The organism is Halomonas sp., from assembly GCF_031581305.1.
In the GTDB taxonomy this organism is placed as follows: Bacteria; Pseudomonadota; Gammaproteobacteria; order Pseudomonadales; family Halomonadaceae; genus Halomonas.
The window spans coordinates 1-17,760 of record NZ_JAVLBC010000015.1; the positions used below are offsets into that span (position 1 = coordinate 1).

Sequence of the window (17,760 nt, forward strand, 5' to 3'; positions counted from 1 at the left end):
CCGAGGGACAGGACCTAGCCCTTGGCCAGGTCCTCGACCAGCGCGCGCAGCAGTCCCCAGAACTCCGACACGGAATCCAGCGCCACCCGCTCGTCCGGGGAGTGGGCGCCGCGGATCAGCGGGCCGAAGGAGATCATATCCAGCTGCGGGTACTTGCCGCCGAGGATGCCACACTCGAGGCCAGCGTGGATCACTTTGACCTGGGGGTCGCTACCTGTCCGTTCACGGTGCAGGCGGCAGAATCGCGCCAGCAGCGGACCTTGCGGATTCGGCGTCCAACCAGGATAGGCATTCTCGATCCGGGAGCACGCCCCGATCAGCTCGAACAGCGCCCGGAAGCGGTCGGCAAGGTCCACCGTGGCACTGTCGCGCAGCGAACGCACCAGGGCACAGAGGTGGAAGCGTCCACCTTCCAGGCTGACCACGCCCAGGTTGTTGGAGGTCTCCACCACTCCGGGTACCGCAACGCTCATGCGCTCGACGCCGCAAGGCGCCACGTGCAGGGCGCGGACCAGCAGCTGGCTGGCCTGCTCCGTCAGCGCCTCGGCCGGCCGAGAGTCCAGTGGCGACAGCGCCAGGGAGAGCCCCTCGTCGGCGCCGGCCAGCTCGGCGCGCAGCTCCTCCTGCAGCACGGCCACTCGCTCGCTGGCAGATGACTGCTCATCGTCGGGCAGGGCCAGTGTGGCGAAGGCCTCGCGCGGCAGGGCATTGCGCAGGGTGCCGCCATGGTAGTCGACCAGCCGAGCGCCGAAGGGCTCGAGGGCACGCAGCACCCGCACCAGCAGTCGGTTGGCATTGCCACGTCCCTTGTGGATGTCAATGCCGGAGTGGCCTCCCGTGAGCCCGGTCAGCGACAGCCGTAGCGCCCGCTCTCCCTCGGCCAGCCGCGCGCTGGGCAACTGCGCCTCGACGATAACGTCGGCGCCGCCGGCGCAGCCGATATAGACCTGGCCACGGTCCTCGGAGTCCAGGTTGAGCAACAGATGCCCCTCGAGCCAGTCCTCGGCCAGGTTGAGGGCCCCGCCCATGGAGGACTCCTCCTCCAGGGTGAAGAGCGCTTCCAACGGGCCGTGCACCAGGGCCTCGTCCTCGAGGATCGCCAGCGCCGCCGCCACCCCCAGGCCGTTATCCGCCCCCAGGGTGGTATGCCGGGCGTGCAGCCAGCCGTCGTCACCTACCCGGGTCTCGATGGGATCCCGAGTGAAGTCGTGGGGATGATCGGCATTGGCCTGGGCCACCATATCCAGGTGGCCCTGCAGGATCACTCCCGGCGCCGACTCGAAACCGGGGGTGGCGGGCTTGCGGATGCGCAGGTTGCCGAAGGTGTCGCGGTCGTGGGCCAGCCCCAGGCCGTCGGCCCAGCGCTCCAGGATCGCTACCAGCGCGGCCTCATTCCCGGAGGGACGCGGCGTGTTGCACAGGGTGCGGAAGTGGCGCCACAGGGGGCGGGGGGAGAGCTGCTCGAGATGTGCATTCATGGCGGTTCTGTCTCGCGGTTGACCCGGGAACTCTACCGGCCGGCCTCGACGGGGGAAAGCTCGTGATCGCCGTCGAGAAGGCCTGCCACGATCTCGCGCAGACGCCCCTGCACGCCTCGCTTGCCCGATACCCCAAGGCGCGCCGCCAGCCAGGACGTCTCTCGACCCTGGAAGGCCCAGGCGGCGAGCAGGGCCAGCGTCTCGTCCTGGCGGGCTGCCAGGCTCACCGCACGCCACCTTACCAGGGCCTGGATCGCCGGGCGGACCAGGGCGGGCTCGCGATGACCGAAGGCCACGTCATCGAGGTCGCGGCGATCCGCGTCGCCCAGGGACGCGGCGGGCACCTCGGCGAGCAGGGCCACCACCACGGCCGGCTCCAGTTCAGCCAGCTCGAAGGCCAGCAGCCCCGGCAGCTGGCGGTGGAAGCGGGCCTGGAGGCGCTCGGCGAGCCGCTCTCCCGTCGGACTGGTGGGCCTTGCCACCATCAGGGCGTACTCGACGGTGGCCGTCTCCCGGGTCAGCCCCAGGCGTACCGCCCGAAAGTCCGACGCCTGCCAGAAGGCCTGCAGCCCCGCCTCGGCGCCGAAGCTCGCCCCCAGCAGGTCGATGCCGTCACGACGGGCTCGCGCGACTTCGGCCTCGATCAGTTGCCGTCCCGTCCCGTGGCGGCGCCGGTCGGCCGGCACGGCGATGCGCAGCACCCGTCGCAGGCGGCCGGTCAGCACCTCGCGCTCCCCGGCATGGGCGGCCAGCGACTGGGCCAGCAGGTGGCCCCGCGGACGCCGCTTGCCCCGCGCCACCTGCTCGGCGAGGCCTGCCTCGAAGCCTCCCTCGTCGCCGCTCACCACCACCCCCTGCAGGGCCGGCCCGGCCTCGAGGACGATGAGGACGATCCCCGGGCCATCCAGCAGGCGACGCAGGTCGGCGGGCGTGGTGCGGTAGTGGGCCTGTATCAGCAGGCCGAAGAGCGCGCGCAGGCGGGGTTCGTCACGAGCCAGGACGTCGCGATCCAGACGCCGAAGGGTCGGCTCCCCCCCGGCGTCAGGGCAGGCCGTAGGCTCGGCATCCAGCATCAACAGGCTCGAGGTCAGTGCCTCCAGCGGGTCGCCCTCCGCCCAGCGGATCGGCTCGGTCAGGTGGTACGCCCGCCAGTCAGGCGTCTGGCGGGCGAGCCGTTCGCGGAAGCGCAGCGCGAAGCCACGCCCTGACCCCTCGTAGCCGTGCACCGTGGTGGCAAAGGCGATGCGTGGGAAGGCCTCGAGCCACCGCCCCAGCAGCGGTGCGGGAATCGCCGCCGCCTCGTCGACCAGCAGCAGCCGACCGGGGCCACCGACCTCGCCCTGCTCGCTCAGGTGGGCCAGGGCGTCGGGAGGCAGGAAGGCGACTCGTCCCTCTCCCGCCTCGAAAGCGTTGCCGTGCCGCTGCCCCTCGGGACAGAGGGTCGCCAGGCGCTCGAAGAGGCCGGCCACTGACGAGGAGCGCGGCGCCGTGACCAGTATCTCGGCCTCCCCCGCCGCCAGCAGCCGCACGCAGGCAATGCCCAGGGCCGCGGTCTTGCCGCGTCCGCGGTCGGCAGTCAGTACCAGCGGTCGACGGCGACGCAGCCGAGTCAGCCGTGACACCGCCTCGGCCTGATCACGGGTCAGGCAGTCACCGTCTGCGACGGTCGGCGACATCTCCGCTGGCGGAGTCTCGGGCAGGCGCAGGTGCGGCGGTGTGTCTCCTGCTATCCAATGGATCACGCGTTCGTCGGCATGCAGCAGTCGGGCGAGCCGTGCCAGGTAGCGAGCGCTGAGCTGCTCGGCTCGCCAGGGATGCTCGGCCAGGCGGGTATAGTCGGCATCGGGACGCGCGCCCCAGTCGGGCGGGGTCATCAGCACCATCAAACCGCCGGACCGCAGGGTGCCGGCCAGTGCACCGAAGGCCTCGGGGTCGAATCCACTCGTGGCCGAGACGGCATCGAAGACCACCAGGTCCTGTTCCCCGCCCAGCCGCGTGCGGGCCTTCGACGTCGGCAGCCAGCGCCTGGCCTCGATACCGTCGACAGGCTCGGCGGAAACCCACAGCGGCGATGACCCGACCTCAGCATGCCACAGGGCCAGCGCCTCCCGGCGGCAGGTATCGGCCGCGCCCGTCAGCCATACCAGACCGCGCCAGCGGCACTGGCCCAGCCGGCATCGCGCGTCCTGCAAGGGGGTGAGGCGGTCGCGGGTCATGGGGGGCTCCATCAAAGGCTCAACTTTGGTCTAAGGATACGCAACCTTTCAACGTTGTCGGGCATCTCGGGATTGCACTACGGGTGTCATACAAACGTTTCAACCCGTTGATTGAAAACGCGCTCTGTCGCCTGGCTAGGCGTCCGGGACCTGCACGGTGACCGATAACAGCCGCGGCCGCGGTCGAACACGTCCGACATCTCATGCTAGCTTGTTTGCTGTTGCCGAGTTGCCCGGGCGGTCAGGCTCGCCCACGCCGCGGACGGCCGCTTCCCGGCACCGATGGCCGTCTTCCATCGACGTCTCGACAAGCAGAACAACCCACAAGGGAGCACCTCCATGAAGAAGATGACCAAATTCGCCCTCACCGGACTGGCAGCGGGCGTTGCTCTCGCTGCCATGAGCTCCACCGCCCAGGCCCAGGAACAGTGGACCATGACCACTACCTGGCCGGACAACCTGGACCTGATCCAGATCGACCGCCACTGGGCAGAGCTGGTCAACAAGCTCGCCGGTGACGAGGTGCAGATCGAATTCCGCGCTGGCGGCACCCTGATGCCCGGCACCGAGGTCTTCGATGCGACCGAAACCGGCAGCATCGAGGCCGCCGGCGACTGGCCGGGCTACTGGGCTGGCCGCAGCCCGGCCTTCTCGCCGCTGGCGACCACCACCAGCCTGTTCAACGGCGTGGACTACCTGAACTGGATCAACCAGTGGGGCGGCTGGGAGCTCTACCAGGAAGTCTACGGCCAGTACAACATGGTCTACCTGCCCTACGGCATCACCAACAACGAGTCCGGCTTCCGCGGCGGCACGCCCATCGAGAGCCTGGCCGACCTGGAAGGCAAGCGCCTGCGTCTCTCCGGCCGCGACCAGGGCCGCGTGCTCGAAAAGCTCGGCGGCTCCCAGGTGACCCTGGCCGGCGGCGAGATCTACCAGGCCATCGAACGTGGCGTGGTCGACGGTGCCGAGTTCTCCACCCCCGGCGTGGACTACAAGGCCGGCTTCTCCGAGGTAGCTGACTACTGGACGGTGCCGGGCTGGCACCAGTCCGCCAGCGTGTTCGGCGTGATGATCAACCAGGATGCCTGGGACGCCCTCTCCGAGGAGACTCAGGACAAACTGAAGATCGCCGCCGAGGCCACCATGGCCTGGTCGCTGGCCTGGTCCGAGCGCGAGTCCACCGAAGGCACGGTGAAGTTCCTCGAGGATGGCACCGAGATCAATCAGCTCTCCGAGGAGGACCTGGCCGAAATCCAGCGCATCACCAACGAGGTGATCGTCCAGGGCGCCTGTGAGGACCCGATGCACGCCAAGGTCTACCACTCCATGATCAGCTACCTGGAACACTACGCCCACTGGCGTGACGTCTCGGTGCCCTACAACATGAGCCGCGTCACCGACGACCTGCCCTCTCTCGAGGAGATCGAAGCCTGCATGTAAGGTCTCGATACCCGGAGCATCTGCCGGCCGGTGGCTGATCGTCGCCGGCCGGCTTGACGGTCGCGTTCCCACTGATTCACGAGATCCTCGCTAATGAACGCCATTGCCAAGGCCATCGATGCCCTCAACGAGGCATTCGGTCGCCTGATCGCCCCACTGATTGCCGTGATCACGCTGATCGTGATCTACGACATCGCCTTGCGCTTCTTTGTCGGCCGCCCCAGTGACTGGGCCTTCGATGTCACCAAGATGCTGTTCGGCGTCCACTTCATGCTGATGGCTGCCTACGGGCTGCGCCACCATGCCCATGTGGAGGTCGACGTTCTCAAGCGGCTGCTGTCGCGCCGCAAGCAGGCCGCCCTGGAGATCCTGGGTTACCTGATCTTCTTCGTGCCCTTCATCTGGATGCTGCTGACACTGGGTTGGGATTTCTTCATGCGCTCCTTCAGCCGCACCGAGACCACTTACGGCATGGTGGCCATCCCCGTCTACCCGGTGAAGGCGGTGATCGTCATCGCCGCGTTCTTGCTTCTGCTGCAAGCTATCGCCGTCGTGATTCGCGCCATTCAACAATTGCGCGAGGAGGAAGCCGCATGAGCCCCGAAATGCTCACCCTGTTCATGTTCGGCGGCCTGCTGATCGGCCTGTTCATGGGCCATCCGCTGGCCTTCGTGCTGGGCGGCATCGCCGTGATGGGCGCCTGGCTCGGCCCGGGCGCCAAGATCCTGGGTTCCCTGATCAACAACATCTACGGCAACGCCATGGACAACTATGTCCTGGTGGCCATCCCACTGTTCATCCTGATGGCGCGCTTCCTCAACGACTCGGGCGTCACCGAGAAGATGTTCGAGGCGATGCGCCTGCTGCTCGGCAACCTGCGCGGCGGCCTGGCCCTCACCGTGGTCCTCGTCTCGGTGCTGCTCGCCGCCACCACCGGCATCGTCGGCGCCTCGATCGCGGTGATGGGCATGATCGCTCTGGTGCCGATGCTCAAGTACGGTTACAACAAGGAACTCAGCACCGGGGTGATCATGGCCAGCGGCTGCCTGGGCATCCTGATCCCGCCGAGCATCATGCTGATCCTGATGGCCAGCTACTCGCCGGTCTCGGTAGGCGCGCTGTTCGCCGGTGCTCTGGTACCGGGCCTGCTGCTTGGCGTGATGTATGCCCTCTATGTGCTGATCATCTGCCACGTCAAGCCCTCCTATGGCCCGCTGGTGCCCGCAGAGGAGCGTGCCGAGACCAGCACCCGCGAGCTGCTGATCATGCTGGCCAAGTACGTGCTGCCGCCCATGTCGCTGATCCTCGGCGTGTTGGGCGCGCTGTTCACCGGCATCGCCACCGCCACCGAAGCCTCGGCGATCGGCGTCACCATTGCCTTCCTGCTGTTCCTGATCTTCGGCGACCGCAAGGTTTCGACCTGTTACCGCACCCTTATCGATGCCAGCAAGACCACCACCATGGTGATGCTGGTGCTGGTCGGCGCCACCGCCTTCACCGGCGTCTTCTCCCGCGGCGGCGGCATGCAGGTGATCCACGACCTGGTCATGGCGATGCCGGGCGGCACCACCGGGGCGCTGATCCTGATGCTCTTCCTGGTATTCATCCTGGGCATGTTCCTGGACTGGACCGGCATCGTGCTGCTGAGCTTCCCGATCATGCTGCCGATCGTCGAGAACATGGGCATCGACGTGCTGTGGTTCGTGGTGATGGTCGCCGTGGTGCTGCAGACCTCCTTCCTCACCCCGCCGTTCGGCTATGCGCTCTTCTACCTGAAGGGGGTGGCGCCCAAGGGGGTCGAGATCGTCGACCTCTACAAGGCGGTGATCCCCTTCTGTGCGCTGATCGTGCTGGCCTGCGTGCTGATGGCCTTCTTCCCGGCGCTGGTCACCGGCCTGCCCTCCCTGCTGATCGGCTACTGAGCCCTCCCCGACGGCCCCTGACGCCCGCCGCTCATCGAGCGGCAGGCGTTTATTTTGATGCGGGTCCGCCGTAATAGCTGCAGCCACGACAGACAGCTGATACAATTCTCACGCGCAAATGCTTCGCATCCAGACCTCGCAGGAAGGAGACCTCGTTGACCAGACCGGCCAGTTCTCGCGCCCCCGTCACCTCCCGCCTGTCGTTACCCTTCAGTGTCTGGAACGCCCTGACCATCGGCATCGCCCTGATCGTGGCACTGCCGGTCATCGTGGTGCTGGCGCACCTGTTCATGCCTGCCGAGGGCATCTGGCAACACCTGGCCAGCACCGTGCTACCCCGCTACCTGGGCAACACCCTCTTCCTGGTGGTGACGGTGGGCCTGGGCACCTTCGTGATCGGCACCGGTACCGCCTGGCTGGTGGTGATGTGCCGCTTCCCGGGGCGCCGGCTGTTCGAGTGGGGGTTGCTGCTGCCACTGGCGGTTCCGACCTATGTGATCGCCTATGCCTACACGGATTTCCTGCAGTTCGCCGGCCCTGTCCAGAGCTGGCTGCGCGAAAGCTTCGGCTGGTCGGCCGGCGACTACGTCTTCCCCAACATCCGTTCCCTGGGTGGGGCGGCCACCCTGATCACCCTGGTGCTCTATCCCTATGTCTACATGCTGGCGCGGGCGGCCTTCCTGGAGCAGTCGGTATGCGTGCTGGACGTGGGGCGGACCCTGGGCCGCGGGCCCTGGCGGCTGTTCACCAGCGTGGCCCTGCCGCTGGCGCGGCCGGCCATCGTCGGTGGCGTATCCCTGGCGCTGATGGAGACCCTCAACGAATTCGGGGCCGTGCAGTACTTCGGGGTCGACACCTTCACCACCGGCATCTATCGCACCTGGTTCGGTATGGGTGAGCAAGTGGCCGCGGCCCAGCTAGCCGCCTGCCTGTTGGCCTTCGTCATCGCCCTGGTGCTGCTCGAGCGCGCCTCGCGCGGCAAGCGACGCTACTTTCATACCACGGGTCGCTACCAGCATCTGCCGGAATTCGCGCCCCACGGCTGGCGCGCCTGGGCCGCCACCCTCGCCTGCCTGACACCGGTACTGCTCGGCTTCCTGATCCCCAGCGGCCTGCTAGTCTACCTTTCGGTCCAGGGCGGGGATGCACTGTTCGGCTCGGCCTTCCTGACCTTTGCCGGCAACAGCCTGCTGTTGGCGGCCCTCGCCTCGGTGGTCGCCGTGAGCCTGGCACTGCTGCTCAGCTACGGTGCCCGCCTGCATCCCGGCAAGGTCACGCGGGTCGCGACCCGCGTGGCTGCCATGGGCTATGCGGTACCGGGCTCGGTGGTGGCGGTCGGCATCCTGATCCCCTTCGTGTGGGTGGATCATCAGATCAACGACTTCATGAAGGGGCAGTTCGGTGTCGTGGTGGGACTGCTGCTCAGCGGATCGGCCTTCATCCTGGTGTATGCCTACCTGGTACGCTTCCTCGCCGTCTCCTTCAATGCCATCGAGGCGAGCCTGGGCAAGGTCACGCCGAGCATGGACGCAGCCTCCCGGACCCTGGGTCAGACAGCGGGCGGCACCCTGCGCAAGGTGCATACCCCCATCATGCGCGGCAGCCTGATCGCCGCCGGCATCCTGGTGTTCGTGGACGTGATGAAGGAACTGCCGGCCACGGTGATCTTGCGCCCTTTCAATTTCGATACCCTGGCGATCCGTGCCCACAACCTCGCCGCGGACGAGCGCCTGGCCGAGGCCTCGACCTCGTCACTGGCCATCGTGGCAGTAGGCATCCTGCCGGTGATACTGCTCAGCATCGCCATGCGCCGCTCCCGCCCCGGCAGCTGAGGCCTCGAGGGGGAAGACGAAGACCTGGGAGGCATCCAGGCCGATCATGATCGGCTGGCCTTCCCGGGGCAGGAAGACCCCCGGGGACCGGGCATGCAGGTGCGACTCCCGGCCGTCGGGGGTGTGGGCGCAGATGTGCAGCAGGCTGGTGCGTCCCAGCAGCTTGGCCATGATGACATGGCTGTGGTGATGCTCCGGCGGCTCGTCCAGCGGGACCACCCGCAGGGCTTCAGGGCGAATCATCACCTGCACCCGGCTGCCTTCGGGCAACCCCCGGCCGGAAACATCGCCCACCGGCGTCACCACCTTGCCGTCCACCACGCGTCCCTCGAGTTCGTTCACCTCGCCGAAGAAGGTAACCACGAAGGGGTCGGTGGGGGCGCAATAGAGGTCCAGCGGCGTTCCGGCCTGCACCACCCGTCCCTCACGCATGAGCACGATGCGATCGGCCATGAACATGGCTTCCTCGGGGTCGTGGGTCACCAGCAGCACCCCCGCGCCCACTTTCTTCAGCACGTGCAGAGTATCGTCGCGGATGCGGTCGCGCAGGCGTGCATCGAGGCTGGAGAAGGGCTCGTCGAGCAGCATCAGCTGCGGCGCCGGCGCCAGTGCCCGAGCCAGGGCGATGCGCTGCTGCTGCCCTCCCGAGAGCATGTGCGGGAAGACGCGGGCATAGTGCTCCATGCCCAGCAGCTCGAGCAGCTCATAGGCCCGGCGACGTCGCTCCTTGGCGGGCTGGGACTCGAGCCCGAAGGCCACATTGTCGAGCACCGACAGATGGGGGAACAGCGCCGAATCCTGGAAGGCCAGGCCGACGTTACGCTTTTCCGGAGGCACATGGGAGCGCCCAGTGCGTCCCATCGACTCGCCCCCCAGCTCCACGCGCCCCTGCTGCACCACCTCGAGCCCCGCAGCGATTCGCAGCAGGGTAGACTTGCCACAGCCGGAGGGACCCAGCAGGCAGACGATCTCCCCGGGCTTGACCTCCAGGGAGACGTCCTCCACGGCCAGGTGCTGCTGGTAGGCATGGCGGATCTGGTGCATGGCGAGAACGGGTGCGGCAGTGTTCTCGTCAATCGGGAGCTTCGGTTGGCTAGTCATGGGATCTGAGTGGCCATTGAAAGAGTAGGTGTGTCCTGCATGGTAACGCGAAAGCCTCCTGAATGCGTTGTACTATCGCTCGCATTTCGCTGCGCCGGCTGTCAAAGCACGGCGATCACTGATCTGGATCAGGTCGCCTGCCGGCGGGACTTGACGCCGACGGCGGGAGGCGCTTCAATAGCGAAAGTGTAATGCAAAGCATTATCATTCTAAACCGCAACCCGACAACATGAGGTGTCCCCATGCCACTGAACCGTCGTCTCGCCATGCCTCTCGCCGCCCTGGTGGCCGGCTCCGCCCTGGCCTCCCAGGCCTCTGCCGCCGAGGAGCTCAACGTCTATTCGGCCCGTCACTATGACTCCGATGCGGCGCTCTACGCGGCCTTCACCGAAGAGACCGGCATCGAGGTCAACATCCTCGAGGGCGACTCCGACCAATTGATCCAGCGCCTCAAGCTGGAGGGCGAGGCCAGCCCCGCGGACGTGATGATCACCGTGGACGCCGGCCGCCTGTGGCGCGGTGAGCAGGAGGACATCTTCGCCAGCGTGGAATCGGAGGTGCTCAACGAGCGGCTGCCCGACTACATGCGCCATCCGGAAGGCAAGTGGTTCGGCTTCAGCCAGCGCGTCCGGGCGATCTTCATCGACCCCAGCGAGGTCGATGCCGACGCGATCACCCGCTACGAGGATCTGGCCGATCCGCAGTTCGAGGGCCAGGTGTGCATCCGCTCATCGAACAACATCTACAACCAGTCCCTGCTGGCTTCGCTGGTCGCTCACCACGGCGAGGAAGAGGCCGAGGCGTGGGCCAAGGGTGTGGTCGACAACTTCGCACGCGACCCCGAGGGCGGCGACACCGACCAGATCCGCGGCGTCGCCAGTGGCGAGTGCAACATCGCCCTGGCCAACCACTACTACTACGTGCGCCTGGTCAACTCCGACAATGAGACCGACCGCGAGGTGGCCGAGAAGGTCGAGATCGTCTTCCCCAACCAGGAGGGTCGCGGCGCGCATGTCAACGTGGGCGGTGCCGGCATGGTGAAGGGCGCGCCCAACGAGGAGAACGCCGTACGCTTCCTCGAATTCCTTGCCTCCGACGAGGCCCAGGCCCTCTTCGCCACCGGCAACTACGAATTCCCCGCCGTAGCGTCCGTGGAGACCGACGGCGTCATCGCTTCCTGGGGCGACTTCAAGAAGGACGACCTGAACGTCAGCGTGCTGGGCGAGAACAATCCCGAGGCGATTCGTATCTTCGATCGCGTCGGCTGGCGCTGATACACCGCTCGGAGCTGATCCGACGACAGGCCCCGGGGGTGCAGGACCATCGAGGAGGCGCTGTAAACCCTTCCCTGGGCGCTACCGACGCCGTCCCTGGCGTAGGACCTCCTCTTCGGCCTGCCCCCGGCGCTCCTAGCTGACATATCGAGTCACCCTGTAAGGCCCGCGGCATTGCCGCGGGCCTCTTGTGATCCGGGCGGCTGGTCCGAGTCAGTGGGCCTCATCCCAGTTGGCGCCGCTCTCGGCCTCGACGGTCAGCGCCACCTCCAGCCGGGCGGCGCCTTCCATACGGCTCTTTATCTCCTCGATGAAGGCCTCGACCTGATCTTCAGCCACCTCGAAAATCAGCTCGTCGTGGACCTGCATCACCATCACCGCATCGAATGCCTCGCCCGCGAGCCAGGCATCGACGTCGATCATCGCCCGCTTGATGATGTCGGCCGCGGTGCCCTGCATGGGAGCATTGATGGCGGTGCGCTCGGCCCCCTGGCGCCGGGCGCGGTTCTGTGAGCGGATCTCCGGCAGGTGGAGACGGCGGCCGAAGACCGTCTCCACGTAGCCATCCTCGGCCGCCTGGGCGCGGATGCGCTCCATGTAGCGCGCCACCCCGGGGTAACGGTCGAAGTAGCGGTCGATGTAGGTCTGCGCCTGGCCGCGCTCGATGTGCAGCTGCCGGCCCAGGCCCCAGGCGCTCATGCCGTAGATCAGGCCGAAGTTGATCGCCTTGGCGCTGCGCCGCTGGTCGGATGAGACCTTGGACAGCGCCACCCCGAACACCTCGGCGGCGGTGGCGGCGTGGATGTCGCGGCCCTCGGCGAAGGCCTCGAGCAGCCCCTTGTCGCCGGAAAGGTGGGCCATGATGCGCAACTCGATCTGCGAGTAGTCGGCGGCGACGATGCGGTAGCCGGGTCGGGCGATAAAGGCCTGGCGGATCTTGCGCCCTTCCTCGGTGCGGATCGGGATGTTCTGCAGGTTGGGATCCGATGACGACAGCCGGCCGGTGGCGGTGACCGCCTGGTGGTAGCTGGTGTGCAGCCGCCCGGTGGCCTTGTTGACCAGCCGTGGCAGCTTGTCGGTGTAGGTGGACTTCAGCTTGGCGAGCCCGCGGTGCTCCATGATCACCTTGGGCAGCGGGTAATCCAGCGCCAGCTCCTCGAGCACCGCCTCCGCGGTGGAGGGTGCCCCCTTGGGGGTCTTCTTGATCACCGGGATCTTCTGCTCCTCGAACAGGATCTGCCCGAGCTGCTTGGGGGAGCCGAGGTTGAACTCGCGGCCGGCGAGCTCGAAGGCCCTGGTCTCCAGCTCGCGGATGCGCGTCTCGAGCTCCTGGCTCTGGGCATGCAGCCGCTCGGGGTCCAGCGCCACCCCGGTGCGCTCCATGCGCGAGAGCACCGGGATCAGCGGCAGCTCGATCGCCTCGAGCACTTCGCCCAGCCGGCCCTCGGCCTCGACGCGGGGACGCAGTTCCCGGTGCAGGCGCAGGGTGATGTCGACGTCCTCGCAGGCGTAGGGCGCGGCCTGCTCCAGGGCCACCTGGTTGAAGGTGAGCTGCTTGGCGCCCTTGCCGGCGATCTCCTCGAAGGAGATGGTCTTCTCCCCCAGATACTTGAGTGCCAGGGAGTCCATGTCGTGGCGGGTCGCCGTGGAATCCAGCACGTAGGACTCCAGCATGGTGTCCTCCAGGGGCCCAGCCACCGCGATGCCGACGTTGGCCAGCACCGAGATGTCGTACTTGAGGTTCTGCCCAACCTTGGTCCGGCCGTCGCCCTCCCAGAGCGGGCGCAGGGCCTCGAGCACCGCCTCGCGGTCGAGCTGCTCGGGGGCATCGAGATAGTCATGGGCCAGCGGGATATAGGCAGCCTCCCCCGGCGTGAGCGCTAGCCCCACGCCGACCACCTGCGCCTCCATGTAGTTCAGGCTGGTGGTCTCCAGGTCAAAGCAGAAGGCCTCAGCCTTGTTCAGCCGATCGAGCCAGGCATCCAGCTCCGCCTGAGCGAGGATGACATGGTCCTCCCGAGCGGCACGGTTGTCCGGGCCAGCCGCTCCATCGTCATCGGCCGGCAGCGGCGCGCCGCCCGCCGCATCGTCGACCCCTTCGTCCTTGCCCTCGAGCAGCTCGGAGAGCCAGGCCCGGAACTCCAGTCGCCGATAGAGTTCGAGCAGTGCCTCGCGGTCGGGATGGGCGATATCCAGGTCGTCGAGCCCCACCGGCAGCTCGCAGTCGGTCTTGATGGTGGCCAGCTGGTAGGAAAGGAAGGCCTGTTCGCGGTGCTCCTCGAGCTTCTTCGGCAGCGTCTTGGCACCGCGGAAGCCCAGCGTCCTGACCTGCTCCAGATCGTCGTAGACCGTCTCGAGTCCACCGTCCATACCCTGCAGCAGTCCCAGCGCGGTCTTCTCGCCGACCCCGGGCACACCGGGGATATTGTCGACCTTGTCGCCCATCAGGGCCAGGAAGTCGATGATCAGCGCTGGCGACAGGCCGAACTTCTCCTTCACACCGTCGACGTCCAGCGTCTCGTCCTTCATGGTGTTGACCAGCGTGATGTGGTCGTTGACCAGTTGGGCCATGTCCTTGTCGCCGGTGGAGATCACGGCATCGCGACCGGCCTCGGTGGCCTGGCGGGCCAGAGTCCCGATGACGTCGTCGGCCTCCACCCCCTCGATGCACAGCAGCGGCAGGCCCAGTGCCTTCACGCAGTCGTGCAGCGGCTGCACCTGGGAACGCAGATCATCGGGCATTGGTGGCCGGTGGGACTTGTACTGCTCGAACAGTTCGTCGCGGAAAGTCTTGCCCGGGGCATCGAAGACCACCGCCATGGGGCTGTCGGGATAGTCCTTGATCAGCCGCTTGAGCATGTTGAGCACGCCCTTGATCGCCCCGGTGGGCTGGCCATCGGAGGTGGTCAGCGGCGGCAGGGCGTGGAAGGCGCGGTACAGATAGGAGGAGCCGTCGACGAGAACGATGGGCGTATCGGCCATGTAGGGTATCCATTGCAGCGTGGCGTAAGGTGATCCTGATCATCCATGATACGCATTGCCGCCACCTTTTGCCGTGGGTGGTAGGCCGGGCGGCCGCAAGCCCCTACACTGTAGGTAACCCCGCTTCACTGCCGCGTGCGGCCATGGAGGTCATCATGAAGAAGTTACCCAGACGTTCGATCACTGCCCTGCTGCTGGTCCTGGCGCTGGCCGCCGGTGGCAGCGCCCTGGCGCAGTCCTCCACCGACCTCGAGCCGGACATCACCATCCGCCAGGAGGAGGATCGCATCATCCGCGAGTACCGCGTCAACGGCGAGCTCTATGCCATCGAGATACGCCCCTCCTCCGGCCCCTCCTACTATCTGGTCGACCACGACGGTGACGGCGACTTCGAGCGCCGGGAGGGCGACCGTATCGCCGTTCCCCAGTGGGTGCTGAAGACCTTCTGATCCCGCTGTCACCCTGGCTTAGACGCCCGGCTCCGGCAGGGCAACTGCCGTAGCCGGGGCACGTGCATCGGTGTGCCAAGTCGCTACAATAGGCGGCTTGGCATTTCCCGGGCGAGAGACACATGGCCGTATTCACACCGCTTACCGAACCTCAGGTCGTCGAGTTCCTCAGCCGCTTCGATGCCGGCTCGCTGGTCTCCCTCGAGGGCGTACCCGCCGGCACCGAAAACACCACCTTCTTCGTCACCACCGACCGGCACGAGCTGGTGCTGACCCTGTTCGAGCAGGGCGAGCACGAGGAGCTGCCGTTCTTCGTCGAGCTGCTCGACTATCTGGACGAGCATCGCCTACCGGTGCCTGGCCCCGTGCACGACCGCGACGGCGTCGCCCTGCACACCCTGGCCGGCAAGCCAGCGCTTCTGTTCCCGAAGCTGCCCGGCAAGTCCCCCCTCGCCCCGAACCTGGCCCAGTGCCGCGAGCTCGGCGACACCCTCGGACGCATGCACGTGGTCTCCCGGCACTTCCCGGGCCACCGCCCCAACCCGCGGGACCTGCACTGGCTGCTGCCCATGCATCACAAGGTGCTGGTCTACCTCTCGCCGCAGGACCAGGCGCTGATGAAGGATGAGGTGGAGATCTACCAGGGGTTCTTCGGCGACGCCCCGGACCTGCCCCAGGGCGCGCTGCATGGCGATCTGTTCCGTGACAACACCCTCTTCGACGGCGACCGGCTGGGTGGGCTGATCGACTTCTACAACGGCTGCACCGGTGACCTGCTGTTCGACCTGGCCATCGTCATCAACGACTGGGCCACCGGCCCAGACGGCCGCCTGGACGCCGCGCGTCACGATGCCATCCTCGCCGCCTACCTGGCGCGCCGGCCACTGACCATTGCCGAGCGCGACGCCTGGCCGATGATGCTGCGCCTGACCGCCCTGCGCTACTGGCTCTCGAGGCTGCTGGTGGTCTACGTGGATCCTCCGGCCCATGACCTCACGCCCCATGATCCCGACCAGTTCCGTACCATCCTCAAGGCGCGCCTGGAAGATGGCGCCCTGCCGCTGCCCGAGGTGAGCGAATGAGTCTGTCCAAGAGCAGTGCTGCCGGGCCGGCAAAGCGTGCGCGGCGCACCTGGAACATCGATCAGTGGGGCAGCGGCTACTTCGATGTCGACGACACCGGTCATGCCCTGGTGCGCCCGCTGGGCAGCGAGGCCGAGGGCCCGGCCCTGCCACTGGACGACCTGGTGGCCGAGCTGCGTCAGGCCGGGCTACGCCTGCCGGTGCTGGTGCGCTTCACCGACATTCTCCACGACCGAGTCGAACATCTCTGCGCCGCCTTCGACACCGCCATGCAGGAGGAGGCGTTCGGCGGCGGCTATACCGCCGTCTACCCGATCAAGGTCAACCAGCAGCGCCGGGTGGTAGAAGAGATCCTCGGCACCCAGGAGCGCGGCCACGGGCGCGTAGGGCTCGAGGCCGGCAGCAAGCCGGAGCTGCTCGCCGTGCTCGCGCTCTCCGGCGACGGCCCCTCGCTTATCGTCTGCAACGGCTACAAGGATCGCGAGTACGTGCGCCTGGCACTGATGGGCGAGAAGCTCGGTCATCGGGTCTACCTGGTCGTGGAGAAGCTCTCGGAGCTACCGCTGATCCTCGAGGAAGCCAAGCGCATCGGCGTGACGCCTCGTATCGGCCTGCGCGCCCGCCTGGCCACCGTGGGGCGCGGCCGCTGGCAGAACACCGGTGGCGAGAAGTCCAAATTCGGCCTCACCGCCAGCCAGGTGCTGGCGGTGGTGGAGCAGCTGCGCGAGGCCGATGCCCTGGCCAGCCTGCAACTGGTGCACTTCCACCTGGGCTCGCAGATAGCCAACATCCGCGATATCCAGCGCGGCCTGCGCGAGTGCGCGCGCTTCTACCAGAGCCTGGTGGCGCTGGGTGCGCCAGTGGACACCGTGGACGTGGGCGGCGGCCTCGGCGTCGATTACGAGGGCACCCGCTCGCGCAGCTTCTGCTCCGCCAACTACTCCATGCTGGAGTACGCCCGCAACGTGGTGTACGCCTTCCGCCTGGCCTGCCAGGAATTCGAGCTGCCCCAGCCCCACCTGATCAGCGAGTCGGGCCGGGCGCTCACCGCCCACCATGCGGTACTGATCACCAACGTGATCGGCGAGGAGCGTATCGGCGACGAGGCGCCCCCCCGCCGGGTCGAGGGCGACCCACAGGTCGACGAGCTGTGGCGTGTCCACGACCTGCTGCATGAACAGGCCGAGCCACGCGGCCTGGTGGAGGCCTGGCACGACCTGGTGCAGGCCATGGGCGAGCTCCACGAGCGCTTCGTGATGGGCCTCACCGACATCACCGCCCGGGCCGAGGGCGAGGGCGTCTACTTCGCCGCCTGTGCCCGGCTGCGTGCACGGCTCGATACCCGCAACCGCGCCCACCGCGAGATCGACGACGAGCTGGCCGAGAAGCTCGCCGACAAGCTGTTCGTCAACTTCTCGCTGTTCCAGTCAGTGCCCGACGTCTGGGGCATCCAGCAGATCTTCCCCGTGCTGCCGCTGACCGGCCTGGACCACGAGCCGGTGCGCCGCGGGGTAATCCAGGACATCACCTGCGACTCGGACGGGCGCATCGACGGCTATGTGGATGGCCAGGGCGTGGAGACCACCCTGCCGCTGCCGGAATGGGGGGAGGGCGACGAGAAGCTGCTGGGCTTCTTCATGGTGGGGGCCTATCAGGAGATCCTCGGCGACCTGCACAACCTGTTCGGCGATACCGACTCCGCGGATGCCGCCCTGGATGGCAACGGCCGCTGGTCGATCAGCCAGATCCAGCAGGGGGACCGGGTCGCCGACGTGCTCGGCTACGTCAACTTCGACGTCGCTGCCCTGCGCGAGCGGCTGGCCGAGCAGCTCGCGCGCAGCGGCCTGGAACGGGCCGAGCAGCAGGCCTTCCTCGACGACCTCTCGGACGGGCTGGACGGCTACACCTATCTGGAGTGAGCACTTTCTACCCCAGACAAAGACGCCCCGCAGCGGGGCGTCTTCGTCCGGGGTTTTCGCGG

The 17,760-nt window shown here is 67.2% G+C and carries 12 protein-coding genes; 8 read left to right on the forward strand and 4 right to left on the reverse strand.

The genetic code is table 11. The features are described from left to right. Positions 1 to 14: 14 nt before the first annotated feature. Both RI841_RS02705 and RI841_RS02710 read right to left on the reverse strand, forming a co-directional pair. The gene (locus RI841_RS02705; RefSeq protein ID WP_310704047.1) at positions 15 to 1,478 is read right to left on the reverse strand and encodes an aminoacyl-histidine dipeptidase; all 1,464 of its coding nucleotides are present in this window, start codon (positions 1,476 to 1,478) and stop codon (positions 15 to 17) included. 32 nt (positions 1,479 to 1,510) lie between these two features. After that, a complete protein-coding gene (locus RI841_RS02710) occupies positions 1,511 to 3,694 on the reverse strand; it encodes a GNAT family N-acetyltransferase (protein WP_310704048.1) in 2,184 nt (727 codons plus the stop codon). 339 nt (positions 3,695 to 4,033) lie between these two features. Between RI841_RS02710 and dctP the strand changes: the two genes are divergently transcribed. From dctP to RI841_RS02730, 4 genes are all read left to right on the forward strand, one after another. Then, positions 4,034 to 5,137 (forward strand): TRAP transporter substrate-binding protein DctP, encoded by a 1,104-nt coding sequence (dctP, locus tag RI841_RS02715; RefSeq protein ID WP_310704049.1) that lies wholly within the window; start codon positions 4,034 to 4,036, stop codon positions 5,135 to 5,137. Positions 5,138 to 5,230: 93 nt separating this feature from the next. Next, positions 5,231 to 5,734, forward strand: coding sequence for a TRAP transporter small permease subunit (locus RI841_RS02720; protein WP_310704050.1), 504 nt, complete (start codon positions 5,231 to 5,233; stop codon positions 5,732 to 5,734). After that, entirely contained in the window at positions 5,731 to 7,059 is a 1,329-nt protein-coding gene (locus tag RI841_RS02725; RefSeq protein ID WP_310704051.1) for a TRAP transporter large permease subunit, read from the forward strand. The genes RI841_RS02720 and RI841_RS02725 overlap by 4 nt, the downstream gene beginning before the upstream one ends. 227 nt (positions 7,060 to 7,286) lie before the next feature. Beyond that, positions 7,287 to 8,891, forward strand: a complete 1,605-nt coding sequence (locus tag RI841_RS02730) for an iron ABC transporter permease (RefSeq protein ID WP_310704067.1) — start codon at positions 7,287 to 7,289, stop codon at positions 8,889 to 8,891. Here RI841_RS02730 and RI841_RS02735 read toward each other — a convergent pair. Then, on the reverse strand, positions 8,811 to 9,992 hold the full coding sequence (locus tag RI841_RS02735) for an ABC transporter ATP-binding protein (protein WP_310704052.1): 1,182 nt from the start codon (positions 9,990 to 9,992) through the stop codon (positions 8,811 to 8,813). The genes RI841_RS02730 and RI841_RS02735 overlap by 81 nt on opposite strands. A gap of 242 nt (positions 9,993 to 10,234) precedes the next feature. On the opposite strand from RI841_RS02735, the gene RI841_RS02740 reads away from it, so the two are divergent. Then, on the forward strand, positions 10,235 to 11,266 hold the full coding sequence (locus tag RI841_RS02740; protein ID WP_310704053.1) for a Fe(3+) ABC transporter substrate-binding protein: 1,032 nt from the start codon (positions 10,235 to 10,237) through the stop codon (positions 11,264 to 11,266). Positions 11,267 to 11,479: 213 nt separating this feature from the next. On the opposite strand, the gene polA is transcribed toward RI841_RS02740, so the two are convergent. Further along, entirely contained in the window at positions 11,480 to 14,248 is a 2,769-nt protein-coding gene (gene polA, locus RI841_RS02745) for a DNA polymerase I (protein ID WP_310704054.1), read from the reverse strand. Positions 14,249 to 14,403: 155 nt separating this feature from the next. Here polA and RI841_RS02750 point away from each other — a divergent pair, with 155 nt between their 5' ends. The 3 genes from RI841_RS02750 (at position 14,404) to speA (ending at position 17,698) form a co-directional block, all read left to right on the forward strand. Then, positions 14,404 to 14,697 carry a DUF2782 domain-containing protein gene (locus tag RI841_RS02750; protein WP_310704055.1) on the forward strand — a complete coding sequence of 98 codons (294 nt, stop codon included), beginning with the start codon at positions 14,404 to 14,406 and terminating at the stop codon, positions 14,695 to 14,697. 122 nt (positions 14,698 to 14,819) lie between these two features. Beyond that, positions 14,820 to 15,779, forward strand: a complete 960-nt coding sequence (locus tag RI841_RS02755; protein WP_310704056.1) for a homoserine kinase — start codon at positions 14,820 to 14,822, stop codon at positions 15,777 to 15,779. Beyond that, positions 15,776 to 17,698, forward strand: coding sequence for a biosynthetic arginine decarboxylase (gene speA / locus RI841_RS02760; protein ID WP_310704057.1), 1,923 nt, complete (start codon positions 15,776 to 15,778; stop codon positions 17,696 to 17,698). The genes RI841_RS02755 and speA overlap by 4 nt, the downstream gene beginning before the upstream one ends. Positions 17,699 to 17,760: the final 62 nt, after the last annotated feature.